Genomic DNA, 20722 nt, shown 5'->3' on the forward strand with positions numbered 1-20722 from the left:
ATGGCGCAGGCCCAGGTCATCCGCTCGGAGTGGACGAAGATCCGCTCCGTCGCGTCCACGGTCTGGACGCTGTCCCTCGCCGTGGTCGTCACCATCGCGCTCGGCATCCTGATCTCGGCGCTGTCGAGGAGCCAGTTCGACAAGCTCAGCCGCGACGACCAGATCTCCTTCGACCCGACCTACACGAGCTTCGCCGGGATGAGCCTCGGCCAGCTCGCGATGATCGTGTTCGGGGTGCTCGTCGTCTCCAACGAGTACAGCACCGGCATGATCCGCACCTCGCTGGCCGCCGTGCCGCAGCGCGCGACGTTCTACTTCAGCAAGATCGTGGTGGCCGCCGGGCTCGCGCTCGCCGTCGGGCTCGTCACGAGCTTCGCCACGTTCTTCCTCGGGCAGGCCGTGCTGGGCTCGCACCGCGCGCACATCGGGGACTCCGGGGTGCTGCGGGCGGTCATCGGCGGCGCGCTGTACATGACGCTGATCGCGGTCTTCTCGATGGGCGTCGCCACGATGCTGCGCTCGCCGATGCTGTCGCTGGGCATCCTGATGCCGTTCTTCTTCCTGATCTCCAACATCCTCGGGAGCGTCTCGGCGACGAAGAAGATCGGCCAGTACCTGCCCGACCAGGCCGGCCGGAAGATCGTGCAGGTGGTGTCGCCGGTCAACGACGACACCCCGTACGGGCCCTGGGGCGGGTTCGGGATCATGGTGCTGTGGGTGGTCGCGGCGCTCGCCGGCGGGTATCTGCTGCTGAAGGAACGGGACGCCTGAGCGGGGGCCGCCGACTTTGCTCGCCCTTGGCCGCAACCGTCAGCACCCGGATAAGCTCCTAACCCTTACGGGGGGCATGTGCCCTGAGAAGAGGGGGCGGGTCCGCCCCTGTTGTCCTGAACCTCGCGATGGGTGCGGAGCATGATCGAGGCAGTCGGCCTGACCAAGCGCTACGGCGACAAGACCGCCGTGAGCGACCTGTCCTTCCAGGTACGGCCGGGCTCGGTGACCGGGTTCCTCGGGCCGAACGGTTCGGGTAAGTCGACGACCATGCGGATGATCCTCGGCCTGGACAACCCCACCGCCGGGACCGTCACCATCGGCGGCTACCCCTACCGCGAGCTGCCCAACGCCGCCCGGCACGTCGGCGCGCTGCTGGACGCCAAGGCCGTCCACGGGGGCCGCTCCGCCCGCAATCACCTGCTCTCCCTCGCCCAGCTGTCCGGGATCCCGGCGCGGCGGGTCGACGAGGTGCTGGGGGTCGTCGGGCTCCAGGACGTCGCCGGGCGGCGCTCCAAAGGGTTCTCGCTCGGCATGGGGCAGCGGCTCGGGATCGCCGCCGCGCTGCTCGGCGACCCTCAGGTGCTGCTCTTCGACGAACCCGTCAACGGGCTCGACCCCGAGGGCATCCTGTGGGTGCGCAACCTGATGAAGGCGCTCGCCGCCGAGGGGCGTACCGTCTTCGTCTCCTCGCACCTGATGAGCGAGATGGCGCTCACCGCCGATCACCTGATCGTCATCGGGCGGGGGCAGCTGCTCGCCGACATGAGCGTGCGGGACTTCATCCAGGCCAACTCCGCCGGGTTCGCGCGCGTGCGCACCCCTGACGGCGAACTCCAGCTGCGCGAAAAGTTGACGGCCGCGCTGACCGAGGCGGGCGGGCATGTGCTGCCCGAGCAGGACGGCGCGCTGAGAGTGACGGGTCTTGCGCTGCCGCGCGTCAGCGACATCGCGCACGACACCGGCGTACGCCTGTGGGAGCTCTCGCCGCACCAGGCCTCGCTGGAGGAGGCGTACATGCGGATGACGCAGGGGGCCGTCGACTACCGGTCCACCAGCGATCTGAAGGAGGGGCTCCAGCAGCCGCTGCCGCCGGGGGCGCTGCCGCCGGTCCCGGTGCCGGTTCCGGGGCAGGGGCAGGAGGGGTGGTACGCGCCACCGCCGCCGTCCGCCGCGCCGCCGGTGCCTGTCTCGCCGCCTCTCCCGCCGTCCGCCGCGCCGGAGGAACCTGCCGAGCAGCCCGCCTTCCTCGAAAAGTCGGCGCCCGCCGAGCAGCCCACGTCCCTCGAAAAGTCCGCCGCGCTCCAGAAGTCCGAGGAAGCCCGATGAGCAGCCCCCTCCAGCCGCCGACCCCGTCGCCGCAGGCCGCCGCGCGGGCGTGGGAGCAGCCGGCGACCGCCCCCCTGCACGGCGGCTACACCTCGCCCATCCCGGTCGTGCGCACCCACCTCGGGCACGCCCTCACCTCCGAGTGGACCAAGATCCGGTCGGTGCGGTCCACGATGTGGACGCTCGGGCTGTTCGTGGTGCTCGACGTCGGCATCGGCCTGCTGGTCGCCGCGGTGATCGCCGCGAACGCGGGCGACGAGACCCTGGGCCAGAACCCCCTGTCGTACGGCGTCTTCGGGCTGCTGATGGGCAGCATGTGCCTGATGACGCTGGGGGTGCTGACGACGGCCTCCGAGTACGGGACCGGGATGATCCGTACGACGACGGTGGCGTGCCCCTCGCGCGGGCGGGTGCTCGCGGCCAAGGGGATCGTGTTCTTCTCGATCGCGTTCGTCGTCACGTTCGTCTCGACGGTGCTCGTCGCGATGGTCGACGTCACGCTGCTCGACTCGGCCAGGGTGCCGAGCACCGAGGACTGGCTGAAGGGGACCTTCGGGGTGTCCCTGTTCGTCGCCCTGCTCGGGCTGCTCTCGCTGGCCGTCGGCTCGGTCGTGCGGCACTCGGCGGGTGCCATCACCTCGATGATCGGGCTGCTGCTCGCGCCGCTCGTGATCGGCATGTTCATGTTCGCGGACTCGCTGTCGGCGGTCCGGGACGCGCTCTTCGAGTACTCCATCCCGAACCTGCTGAGCACCTTCTACGCCCAGACCCTCACCGCCACGGGCCCCTCCGCCGGGGACGCCCTGCTGATCGCGGTGCTGGTGACCGCCGGGGTGTTCGCGGCGGCCGTCGCGCTGCTGGAGCGGCGGGACGTGTGAGCCCCTTCTGAGGGTAAGCCCCCCGTTTTTTTGGTGAGCCCCTTTTGCCGCCGGCTCGCTCAGAAGCGGGGCGCGTTGCGGGACCGTCGTACCCCCGGGTTGCGGCGGTCTCTCGCGTTCCAGCAGGCCTTGTGCCAGTGCCGGCGGTCGTCGACGCCCGCGTGCTCCGGCCAGGCGACGACGTGCGGGACGCCGTCGGGGATCAGCTGGTCGCAGCCCGGGCAGCGGTACGACTTGCCCTGCGCGCTGGAGCCCGCCACATGCCGTACGTTCCACGACTCGCCCTGCCAGTCGGTCGCCGACTCCCAGCCGCCGTATCGGCTCGCGCGGTCCTCCTCCGCGCTCCGGTCGGACGGATCGGCGCCCTTGGGGCGGTTGCGGCGCGGAGACACGGGACACCTCATCAGGGAGCGGCGGGCATGGCTGTGGGTCAGCCTACGCGGCCCGAAGCGGGGTAGGCGAAGAACGGTGTATCCGCATAAGTCGCCCAGAGGGAAAGGAGTTCACTGGGGTCCGGAGGGGTTTTCCCTGGTCCGCCGGGAGGTTCGGCGGACGTGCGCGGGGGAGTCCGCCGGGTCACTCTTTCGGGGGCGTGAAGGGGGTGACCGGGGGGCGTGAGGGGCGCGTGGGGGTGGCGTTCGCCCTGGCGTCGGGTGGCGTCAGGGGAGCGATTCTCCCGACAATCCGCAAATCTCCCCGCCGATGCCGTGTCCTGGGCACGTGTCAGGCGGTTATGCCGCACGGGGGAGCTTGGTGTCGTAAGCCAGGAAGCAGGAAAGTCCCATGCGCGTTGGAAGTTTCGTTTTGGCGGCCCAGTTCCCCGGGCAGGGCCAGGGGGAGGCGCTGCACCGCGCGGTCCGCTCCGCCCTGGCCGCCGAGGAGGCGGGCCTGGACACGGTGTGGCTCGCGGAGCACCACTTCGTGCCGTACGGCACCTGCCCCTCCGCGGTCACCCTCGCCGCCCTGCTGCTCGGCCGCACCGAGCGGATCCGGGTCGGTACGGCGGTCAGCGTGCTGCCCACCGCCCACCCCGTCGCCCTCGGCGAGCAGGCCGCGCTGCTCCACCTCACCACCGGCGGGCGGTTCTCCCTGGGCGTCGGCCGCGGCGGGCCCTGGGTCGACCTGGAGGTCTTCGGCGCCGGGCTCGCGGCGTACGAGGAGAAGTTCCCGGAGTCGCTCGATCTGCTGCTGCGCTGGCTGGGCTCGGGGGCGGTGGACGCGGACGGCGAGCGGTACCGGTTCCGCGAGGTGGCCGTCGTACCGCGGCCCTCGGAGTCGATCGGGGGCGCGGAGGGGCCGGAGGTGGTGCTCGCGTGCACCTCGCCGGGGAGTGTGCGGCTGGCCGCCGAGCGGGGGCTGCCGATGCTGCTCGGGATGCACATCGGGGACGAGGAGAAGGCGGAGATGGTCGCGCTGTGGCGGCGCCGCGCGCGCGAGTACGGGCGGACGGCGGCGGAGATCGCCGGGGCCGCGCACGTCTCCGCCGGGGTCTGCCAGATCGCCGACCGGCGCACCGACGCCGTCGAGACGCTGGTGAAGGCGATGCCGGGGTGGCTGAAGCAGGGGCTGGACGCGCATGTCACCGTCGACGGGCGGCAGCGCAAGATGCGCGACCCCGTCGCCTACACCGAACTGCTCTGCGGCATCCATCCGGTGGGCACGCCGAGACTGTGCGCGGACCGGCTCGCGGCGACCTCGGAGCGCACCGGCATCACCCGCTTCGCGCTCCTGGTGGAGGGCTCGGGGGATCTGGCGGCGACCGAGGAGAACGTACGCCGGCTGGGGGCTGAGGTGATCACCAACTTGGGTTGAGGGAAAGGGAGTCGAGTGTGGGTGGACCGGTTGACGGGGCCCGTCGGCTGACCCCGTCGGCGTCCGCCGCCCCGGACATCGCCTGCGCGATCTCCCGCATCCGGGACGGTGGACCGACCGGACCTCAGCAGTCCCGCAACTCCGGGGACTGGTTCAGCAGTTGGGCGCGGACCGAGGTGAAGCGGGCGAGCCTTTCGTCGACCGACGGGTCGAGCGGGAAGACCGCGACCCGGTGGCAGTTCTGGAAGGCCAGCCGCACCCCGAAGTGGCGTTGCAGCGCACCGCGTATCGCGTCACTCGCCAGCGCGCGCAGCAGCTGCCCGCGCGCCTGCTCGTCCGGCGGGGGCGTCTGGTTGTCGGCGAACTCACCGCCGTCGACCTTCAGCTGGGCCACCAGGGAACTGATCATCTCCCATGCGAAAGGCAGGGAAGTCCGGACGCAGTCGACGAATTCGGCTTCGTCGACCTCGCCTCGCTCGGCCTGTTCCAGTAGGGCCGGTGAGACGTCGAGCGACATGGGTACTCCTCTCGCACCCCTGATGCAGCAGGGGTTGCCGGACAGGGAAAAGGAAGCCGCCGTGCCTGTTGTTCGACGATCCCGCACACTCTGAGTACACGTACGGCGACCTCCCGGTCACTACCGTAGGCAGCTGGCGGGAGCGGCACCAGGACATTGCCTACTTAGGGGGTAATGGATGGGGAGACAATCGGCCAGCGGCGAACAGCTGAATTGTGCTGATTTCTCTCGGGGTTGACGGGACGCGCGGGGCGGCCGGGGTCGGTGGGGCGGGTGGCGTCCACGGTGGCGGGGTGGTCGAATCGCGTCGGCGGCGGGGTGTCGAGTAGCGTTGCCGACCATGCGTCTCGTCATTGCCCGCTGCTCCGTCGACTACGCGGGCCGGCTCACCGCCCATCTGCCCTCCGCGCCCCGCCTGATCCTGGTGAAGGCCGACGGCAGCGTCTCCATCCACGCGGACGACCGGGCGTACAAGCCCCTGAACTGGATGTCTCCGCCCTGCACCCTCAAGGAGGGCACCGGCGAGGAGGAAGGCACCTGGACGGTCGTCAACAAGGGGGGCGAGAAGCTCATCATCACGATGGAGGAGATCCTCCACGACTCCTCCCATGAACTCGGGGTCGACCCCGGTCTCATCAAGGACGGCGTCGAAGCGCACCTCCAGGAGCTGCTGGCGGACCGCATCGAGACCCTCGGCGAGGGCTACACGCTGATCCGCCGCGAGTACATGACGGCGATCGGACCCGTCGACATCCTCTGCCGGGACGCCGAAGGCCAGACGGTCGCGGTGGAGATCAAGCGGCGCGGGGAGATCGACGGCGTCGAGCAGCTGACCCGCTATCTGGAGCTGCTCAACCGCGATCCGCACCTCGCTCCCGTGCGCGGTGTCTTCGCCGCTCAGGAGATCAAGCCCCAGGCCCGCGTGCTCGCGACGGACCGGGGCATCGGCTGCGCCGTCCTCGACTACGACGCCCTGCGCGGCATCGAGGACGACAAGCTGCGGCTGTTCTGAGCCTTCCGCATCAGTCGTTTTTGACCAGCGCCCGCGCCCGGGGAACCTCCTCGGCGCGGGCGGTTTCCGTCCGGCGGTCCCGTCCGGCAACTTGCCTCGGGCATCACGCAACTTCGTCCGAGATCGCACGGTGCCCACCGCCCCGCTCCCGCTGCGCATCAGGGGTCCCAGTGACCGTCAGACGTCACTTTTCGGACCAGGGTTGTTGATTTCCGGACTGAGGGCGACATCGAGCTTACGGATCTGGCCTAGACCGATCGAGAATGGACGGGAACGTACGGGGGCTTCGGTCATGGGGTCGTCGTGCGCGTGACACCGCTGACATTCAGGACCTCGTAACACCCCTGCGCGCGCTGGCCGGTGGCCGGGGTGCCGGGCTGGGCGCAGGTCACCTGGACGGTCACGGTGCCGTTCGCGGGGATCTCGATGGGGGTGACCCAGTGATAGTCCTGGTTGCGGAACGTCTCCAGCGCGATCGTGGTGATCTTGCGGTCCCCGAAGGAGAACGTCAGCGTCCCCTCGTCGCCCTGGAAGTTGGCGAGGACGACGTCCGTGACGCCGAAGACCGTGTTCGCGGGGACCGTGTAGGTACCGGTCGCGTTGGTCTGGCCGGCCGTCGAGCGCACCTCGATGGTCTGCGAACTCTGTGCGCCGGCCCCGCCCGCGCCGGTCCCGCCGCTTCCGCCGGTGCCGCCGGCGCCCGGGGCCGCCGTACCGCCCTGGCCGGTGCCCGGCTGGGCAGAGGCGCCGCCGGTGCCCGCCGTGCCGCCGCCCGTGCCCGCGCCGGGGCCCGAGGACGGCAGCGTGCGCTGCTGCTGGACCTCCTCCTTCGCGGCCGCCTTCGCCGCGCTGCGCACCGCCGGGCGCACCAGCGTGAACCAGGCCAGCAGCAGCGCGAGCAGCACCGCGAGGACGGCCAGCAGCCACTTCGGGAAGACCGGTATCTGGACGAACTCCGCGTCCAGCTGAGAGCGCGGGATGTCCTCCTCGGGGCGCGGCTCGCCCTCCTCGGTCAGCTCGGCCGTCGTCAGGGTGAACGGCCACACCACCGGCGAGCCGAACCACACCGGCTTGCCCGTGCGGACCTTCAGGCCCACCTCCGCCGACTCCCCGGGCTCCAGCGCCGGCCGCTCCGGGCTGAACGCGAACGCCAGCTCCTCGCCGGGCTGCCCCGGCGTACAGCCCACCCGCACCGGGGTGTTGCCCTGGTTGCGCACCGCCAGCCGGTAGCGCCCGCGCAGCCAGCCGCGCCGCCGCCGGGGCGCCAGCTCGGTCTGGAGCTCGTGGAACGCCTCGACGGTCACCGTCCCCTCGGGGACCCGCACCGACTCGGGGTGCTCGACGGGCAACACCCGTACGGCGAAAGGCCGTTCACCGGCCCGGAGCTCGGGGGAGCGGGGCGGCGCCAGCGTGATCGTCACCGTCTCGGACGTCCCCGGGAACAGGGAGACCCGCGCGGGCTCCACCGTGCTCCAGGCGGCGCACTCCCCGACGACCTCCAGCCCGTACGCCTCGACGATGTCGCTGTCGTTGCGGACGGTCAGCGTGGTGGTGGCGACGGCGCCGGGCGCCACCGTCACAGCCGGGAGGTCGAGGCCCGGCACGGGACCAGAAGAGGCTGCGGAAGGGGTCACACCAGCACGCTAGGGACGTGTACGTGCGAGCCGCGAGGGGCACGAGGGCAGTGTCCGTGCAGTCGCGGTGCCCCTTCCCGCCCTCCCCCCTTCCCCCTCCCTTCCCTTCTTCGCGCTCCCCCGTGAAGCGGCTTCCCCTGTGAAGCGGCTCCCCCCGTGAAGCGGCTTCCCCTGTGAAGCGGCCCCCGCCTCTCCCCATGTACCAGTGAACTCGTCCCTCCCCACCGCCCGGCGCAGAGGAGAACAGCACTGCCATGACCAGCACCGCCATGCCCGCCGCCCCACCCCATGAGCCGGTGACGGTGGCCGTCTACGCCGCCGACCCGGTCCTGCGCGTCGGAGTAGTCCAGCAGTTACGCCAGCGCCCCGAGACCACCCTCCTCGACGACGCGGACGCGGAGCGAGCCCAGGTGTCCCTGGTGGTGGTGGACAACGTCGACGACGACGTCACCGCCCTCCTCCAGCGGCTGCGCCACAACACCGCCACCCACACCGGCCTCGTCATCGGCACCCTCGGCTCCGGCGCGCTGCAACGCGTCGTCGAGTGCGGCGTGACCGCAGTACTGCGCCGCACCCAGGCCGACCAGGACCGGCTCGTCCACCTCGTCCTCGCGCTGGACCGGGGCGAAGGGGTGCTCCCCGGCGATCTGCTCGGCGAACTCCTCGCCCACGTCGGCAGTTTGCAGCGCGCGGCGCTCGATCCGCGGGGGGTGTCGCTGTCCACGCTCACCACCCGCGAGGCGGACATGCTGCGGCTGGTGGCGGAAGGGCTGGACACCGCCGAGATCGCCCGCAAGACGTCGTACTCCGAACGGACCGTCAAGAACGTGCTGCACGAGATCACCACCCGGCTGCAACTGCGCAACCGGGCCCACGCGGTGGGGTACGCGCTGCGCAACGGGCTGATCTGACAAGGGAGTCGGCGCTGCCCGAAAGCGCAAGGCGCGCTTCCCCCGGGTACGGACCCGCCGCCCTGCCGTCCGCGCGGGCGGCGGGCGCAGGGTGGCGGGGGGAGAACCGCGTGCCGTGGCGAACTGTGAGGTGGACCGTGACGAGTACCGCTGACCGGGGCGGGCGGTGGCGCCTGGGCAGACTCGGCGCGGCACTGCTGCTGATGGTCCCGCTGCTCACACTGACGGCCGCCTCGGGCCAGGGCAGCGCCGAACCGCAGCTGCGCCCGGCCGTCGCCGGGGACACCCGGGTCGCGTACGCCGGGACCCGGCACCGCAGCCTCGGCGACGTGGCGAGCACGACGTCCAGCACCCCGGTGTTCGGCGCGGGCGCCACCCACTACGACACCCAACCCTCCGCGCTGGGCCAGGAGTTGGTGTTCGCGAGCCTGCGCGACGAGAAGACCCCGCAGATCTACCTGCGCGCCGCCGACGGCTCCGTCCGCCGCCTCACCACCGGCATGGACGCCGCCCACCCCCGGCTCACCCCGGACGGCGGCTCGGTCGTCTTCGACGCGGGGACGACGCAGCGCGACCTGTGGCTGATCCGCACCGACGGCACCGGACTGACCCAGCTCACCGACACCCCCGCGAACGAGACGTCCCCGACCCTCTCCCCGGACGGGCAGCGCATCGCGTACGTCAGCGACGCCGATCCCCTTGCCGGGAACCAGATCTACGTACGGGCGCTGAGCGGCGGCCCCGCGACGATGATCACGTCCCCGGCGAACGGGACGGCGAGCGAGCCCGCGTGGAAGCCGGTGCCGGACGCGGCGGGCCAGGAGTGGATCGCGTACACCGCGACGACGGACGCGCCCCGGCTGCGGGCCGTCACCCCCGAGGGCGCGGGCGACGAACCGCTGCTCGGGGGCGGCTACGCGCAGTGGCGGGCGCACTCGGTGGCCTGGAAACCCGACGGGAACAACATCATCTTCCTCAGCCCCGAGATCACCTGCTCCTGCGAGGGCGACCGCGACCACCTGTTCGGCTCCCAGGTCCACTCCGCCCAGGAACCCTCGGTCATCGACCAGGAGGACCGCGAGCTGGCCACCCCGACCTGGTACGGCCCCACGGACGGCGGCCACGCCATCGTCGAGCGCACCACCGCCGACTCCCCGCACACCGTGACCCTCCAGGACGTCCGCGCCGACGGCGTCGACCCGCGCGACCTCGGCCTGACGATCCTCAAGGAGGACCCGGCCGCCGACACCAACACCGATCCGAGCAGAGACCCGCTGTTCCAGCCCGGCGACACCTTCGACCCGTGGACCGAACGCCAGAACTACACGCCCGACGGCCGGCGGCTCGTCGTCACCCGCTTCGAGGACTCCGCCGCGGGCCGCATCGAACGCATCTGGACCGCCGACGCGGACGGCACCGACGCCCAGCCCATGCCGCTGGCCGGGCGCGGACCGAACGACTGGGACACCGACCCGACGTTCTCCCCCGACGGCAAGTCCCTTGCCTTCACCCGCACTTCACCCGGCGGCGTGGGCCAGCCGACCCGCATCCTCATCGCGGACGTCGCCACCGGCGCGATCACCGGCCAGATCACCCCGCCGGCCGGCGAACAGACCGGCCGCGACGCCCAGCCCACCTGGTCCTCCGACGGCACCACCCTCGCCTTCACCCGCAGCGAGACCATCGACGGCAACGGCGGCAACAAACACATCTGGACCGTGCCCGTCAACAACCTCGCCCAGCAACGGGACTTGAGCGCCGCCAGCTGCCCCGGCAACTGCCAAGTCATCGACGACAGCCCCGCGTTCTCCCCCGACGGCCTCACCATCGCCTTCAACCGCAAGAACGGCGGCGGCGCGGTGGACCAGCGCAACGGCCTGCTGCTGACGTCCCTTTCGGGCGCCGGCTGCCGTGTCCTGCTGCCGGCCGGCGCCGGGGGCTGCGCCGCCCAGCTCCCCGACACCACCCTCACCGGCCCGTTCCAGCCGCGCGACGCGGCCTGGTCGGCGGACGGCAAGAGCATCGTCTTCTCCTCACGCGAGGCGGTCGCCGCCAACAGCCCGGAGAAACTGCGCACGGTGGACGTCGCGACCGGTGAAGTCACGCCGCTGACCGCCGAGTTGGCGGGGCGGCAGAAGGAGCCGAGCGTCCAGCAGTCGGTGGATCTCGCGGTGCGGGCGCCGGGGAGCGTTCCCACGGTGACCGTCGGGACGTCCACGACGATCCGCGTCGACGTGGTGAACAACGGGCCCGCCGCCTCGCCGGGGACGACTCTCACGGTCGCGCCGTCGCCGGGGGTGCGGATCACGGGGCTGACGTATCCCGGGGGGAGTTGTGACGCCGCCTCGCTCCAGTGCGATGTGGGGGTGGTGCAGGCGGGGGAGACGGTGCCGGTGACGGTCACTGTGGTGGGGGTGACGGTCGGGGACACGGCTATTGACTGGTCGGTGGCGGGGGCGGTCGTGGATCCGCAGCCCAGCGACAATACGGGGCGGACGGTGGTGCCGGTGGGGGAGGCGTCGTCGCCGTCTCCTTCTCCCTCTGGGACGCCGACGCCTACGAGTTCGCCCCCTGCGCCGCCGGCTTCTTCTGCTCCCCCTGTTCCACCCACACCTCCCGCGCCCCAGGCCGGACCCGGGCTGAGCCTGACCGCGCAGCCCAACCCCGGGTACGTCGGCGGGCGGGTCGTGGTGACCTACACCGTCCGCAACGGGCGCAACGCCCTCGCGACCGGGCTGCGGCTGCGGATCGGGCTGCCCGCCGGGATACCGAACAACGGACCGCCGGCCGGGTGCGACGCCAACTGGAGCTGTGCGCTGCCCGATCTGGCGCAGGGCGCGCGTACGGTCGTCACGGTGGTCCTCAGTCCCGACAAGGCGCTCACCGCGACCCTCACCGGGACGCTGACCACCACCGGGACGGACGCGAACCCGAACGACAACTTCGCGCGGCAGCGGCTGCGGATCCTCCAGCCGAAGATCGTGGCCGTACCGGACATCGGCAAGCCGGGGTTCGTGACTTCGGTGCGGGGTACGGACTTTCCGCCCGGGGCGCCGGTGAAGCTCACCTGGAAACCGGGGATCACGGCCGCCGCCGCGCCGACCGTCCCGCTGCCCGACGGCACCTTCACCGGGCAGCTGCTGATCCTCCCCAAGGATCAGACCGGCCCCCGGATCATCACCGCGAGCGGGCCCGGGTTCTCGCCGGTGACGACCGGCTTCCTCGTCGTCCTCGGCACCATCCAGCCGCCCGACGAGGTGTACCGCCGGTGATCCACGAAGTCGACGAGGGCCTGCGGCGGCTGCTCACCGAGTCCGGCCTGGAGACGTCCGGCGTCGAGGTCGCCTTCGACGCCCCCACCCGCGACTGGGCCGCCCGCCGCAGCGCCCCCACCGTCTGCGTCTTCCTCTACGACATCCGCGAGGACGCGGCGCGGCGGGGGACGGGGGCGGGGGAGATGTACGACGACGAGGGCCACCTGGTCGCTCGGCGCTCGCCCGCGCGGTGGTTCGACCTGACGTACCTCGTGACGGCCTGGGCGAGCCGTCCCACCGATGAACACCGGTTGCTGTCACAGGTGTTGACGACTCTCGCGGCCACCGATGTGCTGCCGTCCCGGCTGCTCACGGGGACGCTGGCGGAGCTGGGCCTGACGATCAGCCTCGAGACGGCGGGGACTTGGACCGACGGGCCGTCGGTGTCGGATGTCTGGTCGGCGTTCGGGGGCGAGATGAAGGCGTCCCTCGGACTGCGGGTACAGGCGCCGCTGGCGGGGGCGGTACGGGCGTCGGCGCCGCCGGTGACGGAGGGGTTGGTCGTGCGGTCGGCTGCTGAGGGGGTGCCGGGGAGGCGGCTGCGGTATCGGGAGGTGGGGGATGCGGGGAGCGAGGGGTTCTCCGGGCCGCGGGAGCGGGGGGGTGCGCCGGGGCGGCGTCGGAGGGGGGATCGGCAGCCGTGAGGTATGTGTTGGGGGAGCGGGAGGGTGGGGGGTTGGAGAGGGGTGAGGGGGGTGTCGGCTTCGAGGGTGCCGGGGCATCCGAGGGCTTCGGTGGTTCCGGTGGCTTTGGGCGTGAACTTTCCCCGGCCGTGCCGGAGTTGTGGTCACGGCTGCGGCTTGTTGAGGGGCGGGTTCGGGAGGCTGTCGCTGTGCGGCGGGGGGCTGATCCTGATCCTGGTGATCCGTATCGGGGGCAGTACCTCACGCCCGAGGCCGTGGGGCGGATTCTTGACGGGGGTGGGGGGCTCGGGGCGGTCGGGCATGAGGCGTGGGTGCCTGACCGGGGGTCCGTGCTCGGGGGGCTCGCCTCGGCGTTCGGGCTGTCCGCGCTGGATCTCGATCTGCTGCTCGTCGCCGTCGCGCCTGATCTCGACGCGCGGTTCGAGCGGCTGTACGGGTATCTCAACGACGATCTGACCCGGCGCCGGCCGACCGTCGGGCTCGCGCTGGAGCTGTGCGGGTTGCCGGGGGCGTCGGCCGCGCGGTTCCGGCTGGGGCCGGGAGCGCCGTTGGTCGAGGGCGGGTTGGTGGAGGTACGGGAGGCTGAACGACCGCCGCTGTCACGGGTGTTGGTGGTGCCCGACCGGGTCACCGGGCATCTGCTGGGGAGTTCGGTGCCTGATGTGCGGCTGGGTGGGGTGCTGGAGGAGGCGGCCGAAGATCCCACCGCTGACCGGGACTTGGTGCGGCGCGCTGCGGATGCGGTCCGAACTGGGCTCGTACAGCTGCGCAGTCGGGGCGGGGATGCGCAGGGGCTGGCCGTTTCCGCGCTGAGTGCGGCCGAGTTGGGGGTGCTGGTAGTCGACGCGGGGGCGCTGGGCCGGCGGACCGGGGAGGTACGGGACCTGGCCCGGGTGCTGGCCCGCGAGGCACGGCTGACAGGGTCGGGCGTAGTACTCGGCCCCCTGGAGTCCCTTCCTGACGAGCCCGCCGAACGGACGCGTGTACTGCGGGAGTTGTGCGGGGCGCTGCGGGGGGTGCCGGTGTTGGTGCACGGCAGCGGGGGCTGGGACCCGGGGTGGGCTGCGGACACGCCTGTTGTGCTGGAGGTGCCTGCGGCGGGGGTGGAGCGGCAGGTGGAGCGGTGGAGGGGGGCGTTGGAGGGGGCGGTGCGGGGAGTCGGTCCCTTCGGCGCCCCCCTTGACCTCGCCCCCCTCGCCCCGAACACCCCCGACCTCACCCCCAGCACCCCCGACCTCACCTCCCTGGCCCACGCCGTATCCGCCCACCGCCTCGACGCCGGGCAACTCCGGCGCGCCGCCGACGTCGCCGTACGTACCGCCGCGCTCGACGGGCGTGCCGTCGGGCCCGATGATCTGCGTCGTGCCGTGCGGGCGCAGAACGGGGCCGGGCTGGAGCGGCTGGCGCGGAGAGTTGAGCCCGGGGTCGGGTGGGAGGATCTCGTGTTGCCGGACGGGACCTCTCGGCGGTTGCGGGAGCTGGCCGTGCGGGCGCGGCATCGGCAGCAGGTGCTGGGGGAGTGGGGGATGCGGCCGGGGGGCGGGCGCGGGCGGGGGGTCATCGCGCTGTTCGCCGGGGAGTCGGGGACCGGGAAGACCATGTCCGCCGAAGTCGTCGCCGCCGATCTGGGGATGGATCTGTACGTCGTCGACCTGTCCACCGTCGTCGACAAGTACATCGGCGAGACCGAGAAGAACCTGGAACGCATCTTCACCGAGGCCTCCGCCGTCAACGCCGTGCTCCTCTTCGACGAGGCCGACGCCATCTTCGGCAAGCGGTCCGAGGTCAAGGACGCGCACGACCGGCACGCCAACATCGAGTCCGCGTACCTGCTCCAGCGGATGGAGTCCTTCGACGGGATCGCCGTACTGACCACCAATCTCCGCGCCAACCTCGACGAGGCGTTCACCCGCCGGCTGGACGTGGTCGCCGACTTCCCGCTGCCCGACGCCGGGCAGCGGCTCGCGCTGTGGGAACGGTGCCTGGGGACCCGGCTGCCCCGGGCCGGCGACCTCGACCTCCCGTTCTGCGCCGAGCGGTTCGAGCTGGCCGGCGGTTCGATCCGGGCGTGCGCGGTGACGGCGGCCTACCTCGCGGCGGAGTCGGCCGAACCGCTGGGGATGACCCAGGTCGTGACGGCGGTGGCCCGGGAGTACCGGAAGCTGGGGCGGCTGGTGCTGGAGAGCGAGTTCGGGGTGCATGTGGGGGTGGCGGTACGGGCGTAGGGGCCAGGGCCCGCGACCCCGGCAAGATCCGCCGGACAGGCCCTACCCCTCCTGCAACTCCCGCACATACCTCTGCTTCTCCGCCGCCCCCACACTCGGATCGTTCAGCAGGTGTTTCGACGACCGCTCCTCCACCACGAAGTGCGCCTCCCCGTCCTGTTCCGTGATCGGCAGCCGGTTGCTGGCCCTCGGGTGGAAGTGCCGCAGCTCGCCGGCAGGGTTGTTGTCGCGGTCGAACACCGGGGAGGAGTGGTCGTTCTCGGTGCCCTTCCTCCGCACCCCCAGCCGCTGCTTGCCCGCGCTGACCCGCTTGCGCAGGGCCGTCTTCAGGTCCTCCACGTCGACCGTGACCTCCTGCCGCGCCCCGCCGTGCTGCGCGGCGGCGGCCGTCGCCCCCGTGTTCAGCTCCGCCGCCGCCCCGGCCCCGGCGTCCTCCAGCCACGCCAGCAGATCCACCGCCTCCTCGTCGGTGAGGACGGTCATCACGACGTCCTGGGGGCTCGTCTTCATCATCACGTGGAAGTGCTGCTTGGCCACCTCACCCTCGCTGCCCCGCGTGATGTTGTGGGCCGCGTACATCGCCTCCTGGAAGACGACCTGGGTGAGCAGCGAGACGACGCGGCGCCGGCCGCTGACCCTGGCGTCCGCGACGGCACCCGCCGTCGCGCGGGCGGTCGTGAACATCTTCTGCTGGTTGTCCCGGAACAGATCGGCGAAGTCCCGCCCCTCGGGCCACCCCGCCGGCTGCCGCCCGGTGAACCCCCCGCGCGTGGCCCCGCCCCGGGCCCGCCCGCCCCGCCCGCCGGCCGCGAGCCGGCCGCCGCGCGCCGAGGGAGCGCCCCGCACCGGGAGGGGCGGCGCGTCGCCGACCTTCGCGTACGGCAGGGAGACGTTGGTCTGCGTGTTCTCGTTGATCCGCCCCGAGCGCAGCGTCCGCATCCGGTTGCCCATGTCCCGCACCGTCAACTGGTAGCGTCTCGCGGCCCCCTTGAGGGACCTGTTGTACGCGGCGATGACCTCGGCGAACGGCACCGACTTCCCCGCCACCGCGCTGAACTGGTCGATCAGGCTCTTGCGGGCCATGACGAACGCGGGGGTCGTGTACTCGTCGCGCGGCAGCGGACCGTAGATCACCTCCGCCGTGGGCTCCCCGCCGCCCCGGTCCATGCCCTCGACTTCCAGCTTCACCACGGGCAGCTCCAGCTCCCTCGCCGCCGACTCGGCCAGCAGGTCCCCGTTCCGGACGGTCTGATTCCGGGTCGCCCGGTTCGTGGGCCCGCTCGCGGCCGTCTCCTCCAGCTTGACGGTGATCTCGATCTCCAGACCGACACGTTTGGCGTTCGCGATCTGGGCGGGTTGGGGTGGGCCGGTGGTTGGGGCGGGCGCGGTGGTTGGGGCGGGGGCGGGAGTGGCTGACGCCGACGCTTCCGCCGGTGCTTCTACGGATGCGGACGTGAGTGAGGGCGCGGGCGCCGGTGCGGGTGCCGGTGCTTCTACGGACGCGGATGTGGAGGCGAGCGAGGGCCCGGGCGCAGGCGCCGGTACGGGCGCCGCCTCCGCCACGGCCTCCTCCTCTTCCGACACCATCCGCTGCACGGCTTCCGCCCGCTGTACCGATTCCGTCTGCTGGACGGCTTCCGCCTGATATACGGCTTCTGTCTGTTGCACGGCTTCCGCTCGCTGTACGGCTTCCGTCTGTTGCACGGCCTCCGCTCGCTGTACCGCCTCCGCCTGTTGCACTGCTCCTGCCCGCTGCACGGTCCCCGCCTGATGTACGGCTTCCGTTCGCTGTGCGGCTTCCGCCCGCTGCACGGTCCCCGCCCGCTGCACTGCTTCTTCCGCCCGCTGCACCGCCCCCGCCCGCCGCGCACCCCCTCCCCCCGCCCCCTCGCTCTCCTCCCGCCCCGCCACCGGCCCCGCCATCACCCGTCGCGCGTTCTCCTCCGCCGCTCGCTCGAAGCGGTCCGACGGGTCGGACAGTCGTAGCCCCGATCCGTCGTCGGTGCCCGCGACCGGGCCCTGCCGTTGCTGCACGACATGGGTCAGCTCATGCGCGAGGGTGTGCTTGTCCGTGCCCCCCGCGCCGATCACCACATGACTCCCCGAGGTGTACGCCCGCGCGCCGATCTCCGCCGCCGAACGCCGGGCGGCGGCCCCCGAATGCACCCGGACGTCCCCGAAGTCCGCCCCGAGCCGGGTCTCCATCTCGGACCGGAGGGGCGCGTCCAGCGGCCGACCGGGGGAGCTGAGCACTTTGTGCACGCCGGGTTCCTTGTGCACCTCGTGATCCGGCGCCGGCTCCTCCACGACAGGCTCGGCCGGCCGCATCCGACGGGCGATCATCGCGCTCACGGCCGCGTTCCCGACCCCGCTCTGCGCGGCCCGCAGCCCACCGACGCTGAGCGGCGGAGGCACGGCGGCTCCGGCAGGGCTCTCGTACGACTCCCCCCGCGCGCCGCCCTCGTACGACTCCTGCCGAGCGCCGACGGCGTACGCCCCCTGATCGCCGCCCGCCGCGTACGCCCCCTGGGCACCACCCGCCGCGCCCGCCACCCCCCGCGCGGGCGTCCGTGCCGCCCCCAGCTCCTCCGCCCGCCCGGCACGCGCCGCAGAACTCCCCATCCTCGCTGCCCCCTCGCCGCGCCCCTGTTCCGGCCGGCCCCCAGTGGAACGCGTGCGGGCGGGGGCGTCCAGGGGCGGGAGGGCAGTTGCGGGGTCAGGACGGGAGGGCATCGGGGGCGTACGGAAAGGCAGTCGGGTCTGCCCCCGGGCATGGCCCGGCGTCCCTGCCGTCCCACCCGCCCCAGCCGCAGACTCGGCCTGGACACAGGTGCCCCGCAGGACGCGAAGGAGCGAGCATGCCGACGTACCTCACCCCGGGCGTGTACGTGGAGGAGGTGCAGTCCGGTGCCCGGCCCATCGAAGGGGTCGGCACTGCCGTCGCCGCGTTCGTCGGATTCGCCGGACAGGGCCCCTTCCACACGCCGACGCTGGTCACCAGCTGGGACCAGTACACCCAGCTCTTCGGCGGCTTCACCGACGGGACGTACCTGGCCCTCGCGGTCTTCGGCTACTTCTCCAACGGCGGCGCCGCCGCGTACGTCGTCCGCATCGGCGGCGCGGCGGAGGCGGCCGATACATCAACTCCCGCCGCGCCGAAGGCCGTTGCCCCCGTCGAGGTCGGCGGCTTCCTGGTCGCAGCCAAGCCCGGGGTGAGCGGGGTCTCGGTGGAGGTCGCCGACGCGGACGGCGAGAACCCGCCCGAGGACCGCTTCAAACTGCTGGTCCGCCAGGGCGACCAGGTGACGGAGACGTACGAGGCCTCCGCGCGCCGCAACGTCAAGGGCTACCTCGTCACCCAGGCCCGTACCTCCGCGCTGATCGAGGTCACCGAACAGCGCGGCGCCCCGCAGACCCGGCCCGCGAGCCAGACCCTGGCGGTCCCCGACGCCCCGGCCGCGCCCGCCGCCGGGACGGTCGTACGCCTCGATCCGGCGGAGTACGTCGGGGACGCGGGCGCGCGGACGGGGTTCGGGGGGCTGGAGGCGATCGACGAGATCACCATGGTCGCCGTACCGGATCTGATGAGCGCCTATCAGCGCGGGGACATCGACGCCGAGGGGGTGCGGACCGTGCAGCTGGCGGTGATCTCGCACTGCGAGCAGATGGGTGACCGGGTCGCCGTCCTCGACACCCCGCCGGGCCTCAACGCCCAGCAGGTACGCGCCTGGCGCAACGACGAGGCGGGGTACGACTCCCGGTACGCGGCCCTCTACTACCCGTGGGTGCGGGTCTTCGATCCGGCCGTCGGGCGCAATACGACCGTGCCGCCGAGCGGGCATGTCGCCGGGGTGTGGGCGCGCAGCGACGCCGAGCGCGGGGTGCACAAGGCGCCGGCGAACGAGGTGATCCGGGGGGCCGTCGATCTCGAACTGCGGCTCAGCAAAGGGGAGCAGGATCTGCTGAACCCGATCGGGGTGAACTGCGTCCGGGCGTTTCCCGGGCGGGGGATCCGGATCTGGGGTGCGCGGACGCTCTCCTCGGATCCGGCGTGGCGCTATCTCAATGTGCGGCGGCTTTTCAATTACCTTGAGGAATCCATTCTGTTGGGGACCCAGTGGGTGGTGTTCGAGCCGAACGACGACCGGTTGTGGTCCAGTATCCGGCGCAATGTCACCGCGTTTCTCACCGAGGAGTGGCGGCGGGGGGCGCTGTTCGGGCGGACCGCCGAAGAGGCTTTCTATGTGAAGTGTGATCGCAGCAACAATCCGCAGGAGTCCATCGATCAGGGGCGGGTCGTCTGTGAGATCGGGGTTTCGCCGGTGAAGCCTGCGGAGTTCGTGATCTTCCGGTTGGCTCAGTTCTCGGACAGCACCAGTCTTATCGACGAGTGAAGCGGCCGGCGGCGGGATTCGGTTCGGTTTCGGGTTTCTGTGAGGAAGGTTGACGAATAGTCATGGCAACTGGTGATGCTCTTTCCACCCATGTCTTCGGTGTGCAGCTCGGCGGGTATCTCGTCGAGTCGATCCAGGAGATCAGCGGGCTGACCGTCGAGGAGGAGGTCGTCGAGATCCGGCAGGTCACCTCCGAGGGCAAGCAGATCATCCGCAAGCAGCCCGGCGCCCGGCAGGCCGGCGAGATCACCATCACCCGGGGGCTCGACCAGAGCGGCGACTTCACCGACTGGATCAAGGAGACCCTCAACAACGGGGCCGTCAACGCCGCCCGGCAGAACCTCACGATCGAGATCATGGACACCGAGGGGAACACCGTCCGGCGGATCCAGCTCATGCAGGGGTGGGCGTCCAAGTGGGAGGGGCCGTCGCTCAAGGCGGGGGAGTCCTCCGCCGCGACCGAGACCGTGACCATCGTGTTCGAGGAGATCGTCGTCGAATGAGGCGTCGTACGGTTTCGGCGGGGAACCTGGAGGAGATTCTCCAGGCGACCGAGCCTGCCGCTGTCGCGGGGACCGCGCAGGTGGGTCCGGGTTCTGTCCTGGCTCCTGGCTCCGGGGGGTCGGGTGCCGGCTCGGCTTCGGGGGCGGGGGATTCCGGGCTGCGTACCGAGTTCGAGTTCGAGTTGCCTCGTGGGTACGTCGACGAGGCCGGCACCGTCCATCGGCACGGCGTGATGCGGCTCGCCACCGCCCGCGATGAGCTGCGTCCGCAGATCGACCTTCGGGTCAAGGAGAATCCCGCGTATTTGAGTGTCGTGCTGCTGAGTCAGGTCATTACCCGGCTCGGGGGGATCAGTGATGTGCATGCGGGGGTTGTCGAGCGGATGTATGCCACCGATGTCGCTTTTCTTCAGGATTTCTATCGGCGGATCAACAGTGAGGGGCATACCCGGGCGGCCGTGACCTGTCCGCATTGTGAGGGCGGGTTCGAGGTCGATCTTTCTGGTGGGCGCCTGGGGGAATCGTGACGTACGCGGCTGGTCGGTTGCGGGAGGAGGTCGCGTACGTCGCTTATCACTTTCACTGGCAGCGGGAGGAGATATTGGATTTGACGCATGAGGAGCGGCGGTTGTGGGTGGCGGAGATTGCTCGGATCAATGTGCGTGTGAATGAAGGGGGTTGAGGGGTGGGGTGGTGGGAGAGGGTTCGGGGGGGTTGGGGTGGGGGGGTTGGTGTGGGTGGGGGTGCGGGGTTGGGGGTGGGGGCGGGTGCCGGCTTG

The 20722-nt window shown here is 71.7% G+C and carries 16 protein-coding genes and 1 pseudogene; 13 read left to right on the forward strand and 4 right to left on the reverse strand.

Annotated elements, in window-relative coordinates:
* The 3 genes from ACYUD3_RS25840 to ACYUD3_RS25850 all read left to right on the forward strand — a co-directional run bounded on the left by ACYUD3_RS25840 (position 1) and on the right by ACYUD3_RS25850 (position 2978).
* Complete coding sequence (locus ACYUD3_RS25840; RefSeq protein WP_470974322.1) at positions 1–771, forward strand: ABC transporter permease; 771 nt, start codon at positions 1–3, stop codon at positions 769–771.
* A 141-nt stretch (positions 772–912) separates the two neighbouring features.
* Positions 913–2100: an ABC transporter ATP-binding protein gene (locus ACYUD3_RS25845; protein WP_470974325.1), complete on the forward strand. Its 1188-nt coding sequence runs from the start codon at positions 913–915 to the stop codon at positions 2098–2100.
* Positions 2097–2978 carry an ABC transporter permease gene (locus ACYUD3_RS25850; protein ID WP_470974327.1) on the forward strand — a complete coding sequence of 294 codons (882 nt, stop codon included), beginning with the start codon at positions 2097–2099 and terminating at the stop codon, positions 2976–2978. Before ACYUD3_RS25845 ends, ACYUD3_RS25850 begins: the two co-directional genes overlap by 4 nt.
* A 59-nt stretch (positions 2979–3037) precedes the next feature.
* Here ACYUD3_RS25850 and ACYUD3_RS25855 read toward each other — a convergent pair whose 3' ends face one another.
* Positions 3038–3370: an ATP/GTP-binding protein gene (locus ACYUD3_RS25855; RefSeq protein ID WP_470974329.1), complete on the reverse strand. Its 333-nt coding sequence runs from the start codon at positions 3368–3370 to the stop codon at positions 3038–3040.
* A gap of 391 nt (positions 3371–3761) precedes the next feature.
* Here ACYUD3_RS25855 and ACYUD3_RS25860 point away from each other — a divergent pair, with 391 nt between their 5' ends.
* Complete coding sequence (locus ACYUD3_RS25860) at positions 3762–4790, forward strand: LLM class flavin-dependent oxidoreductase (RefSeq protein WP_470974331.1); 1029 nt, start codon at positions 3762–3764, stop codon at positions 4788–4790.
* Between the two features lie 124 nt (positions 4791–4914).
* Here the strand turns inward: ACYUD3_RS25860 and ACYUD3_RS25865 are convergent, their stop codons facing one another.
* The gene (locus tag ACYUD3_RS25865; protein WP_470974334.1) at positions 4915–5307 is read right to left on the reverse strand and encodes an SCO5389 family protein; all 393 of its coding nucleotides are present in this window, start codon (positions 5305–5307) and stop codon (positions 4915–4917) included.
* A 340-nt stretch (positions 5308–5647) separates the two neighbouring features.
* Here ACYUD3_RS25865 and nucS point away from each other — a divergent pair, with 340 nt between their 5' ends.
* Positions 5648–6319, forward strand: a complete 672-nt coding sequence (nucS, locus tag ACYUD3_RS25870; RefSeq protein ID WP_470974337.1) for an endonuclease NucS — start codon at positions 5648–5650, stop codon at positions 6317–6319.
* A 290-nt stretch (positions 6320–6609) separates the two neighbouring features.
* Here the strand turns inward: nucS and ACYUD3_RS25875 are convergent, their stop codons facing one another.
* A complete protein-coding gene (locus ACYUD3_RS25875; RefSeq protein ID WP_470974340.1) occupies positions 6610–7953 on the reverse strand; it encodes a COG1470 family protein in 1344 nt (447 codons plus the stop codon).
* 254 nt (positions 7954–8207) lie between these two features.
* Between ACYUD3_RS25875 and ACYUD3_RS25880 the strand changes: the two genes are divergently transcribed.
* From ACYUD3_RS25880 to ACYUD3_RS25895, 4 genes are all read left to right on the forward strand, one after another.
* Positions 8208–8864 (forward strand): helix-turn-helix transcriptional regulator, encoded by a 657-nt coding sequence (locus ACYUD3_RS25880; protein ID WP_470974343.1) that lies wholly within the window; start codon positions 8208–8210, stop codon positions 8862–8864.
* 194 nt (positions 8865–9058) lie between these two features.
* A complete protein-coding gene (locus ACYUD3_RS25885; protein ID WP_470974954.1) occupies positions 9059–12136 on the forward strand; it encodes a hypothetical protein in 3078 nt (1025 codons plus the stop codon).
* Complete coding sequence (locus ACYUD3_RS25890; RefSeq protein WP_470974346.1) at positions 12133–12822, forward strand: Pvc16 family protein; 690 nt, start codon at positions 12133–12135, stop codon at positions 12820–12822. Before ACYUD3_RS25885 ends, ACYUD3_RS25890 begins: the two co-directional genes overlap by 4 nt.
* A gap of 128 nt (positions 12823–12950) precedes the next feature.
* On the forward strand, positions 12951–15047 hold the full coding sequence (locus ACYUD3_RS25895; protein WP_470974349.1) for an ATP-binding protein: 2097 nt from the start codon (positions 12951–12953) through the stop codon (positions 15045–15047).
* 1910 nt (positions 15048–16957) lie between these two features.
* Here the strand turns inward: ACYUD3_RS25895 and ACYUD3_RS25900 are convergent.
* Positions 16958–17462, reverse strand: a pseudogene (locus ACYUD3_RS25900) (eCIS core domain-containing protein); the annotation flags it as partial.
* A 443-nt stretch (positions 17463–17905) separates the two neighbouring features.
* On the opposite strand from ACYUD3_RS25900, the gene ACYUD3_RS25905 reads away from it, so the two are divergent.
* The 4 genes from ACYUD3_RS25905 to ACYUD3_RS25920 all read left to right on the forward strand — a co-directional run bounded on the left by ACYUD3_RS25905 (position 17906) and on the right by ACYUD3_RS25920 (position 20626).
* A complete protein-coding gene (locus ACYUD3_RS25905; RefSeq protein WP_470974352.1) occupies positions 17906–19441 on the forward strand; it encodes a phage tail sheath family protein in 1536 nt (511 codons plus the stop codon).
* Positions 19442–19503: 62 nt separating this feature from the next.
* On the forward strand, positions 19504–19944 hold the full coding sequence (locus ACYUD3_RS25910; protein WP_470974355.1) for a phage tail protein: 441 nt from the start codon (positions 19504–19506) through the stop codon (positions 19942–19944).
* Positions 19941–20471, forward strand: a complete 531-nt coding sequence (locus tag ACYUD3_RS25915; RefSeq protein WP_470974359.1) for a hypothetical protein — start codon at positions 19941–19943, stop codon at positions 20469–20471. The genes ACYUD3_RS25910 and ACYUD3_RS25915 overlap by 4 nt, the downstream gene beginning before the upstream one ends.
* Positions 20468–20626 carry a DUF6760 family protein gene (locus ACYUD3_RS25920; RefSeq protein ID WP_470974362.1) on the forward strand — a complete coding sequence of 53 codons (159 nt, stop codon included), beginning with the start codon at positions 20468–20470 and terminating at the stop codon, positions 20624–20626. Before ACYUD3_RS25915 ends, ACYUD3_RS25920 begins: the two co-directional genes overlap by 4 nt.
* The last annotated feature ends 96 nt before the right edge of the window (positions 20627–20722 follow it).

Source organism: Streptomyces sp. AMJ-169, from assembly GCF_055597585.1.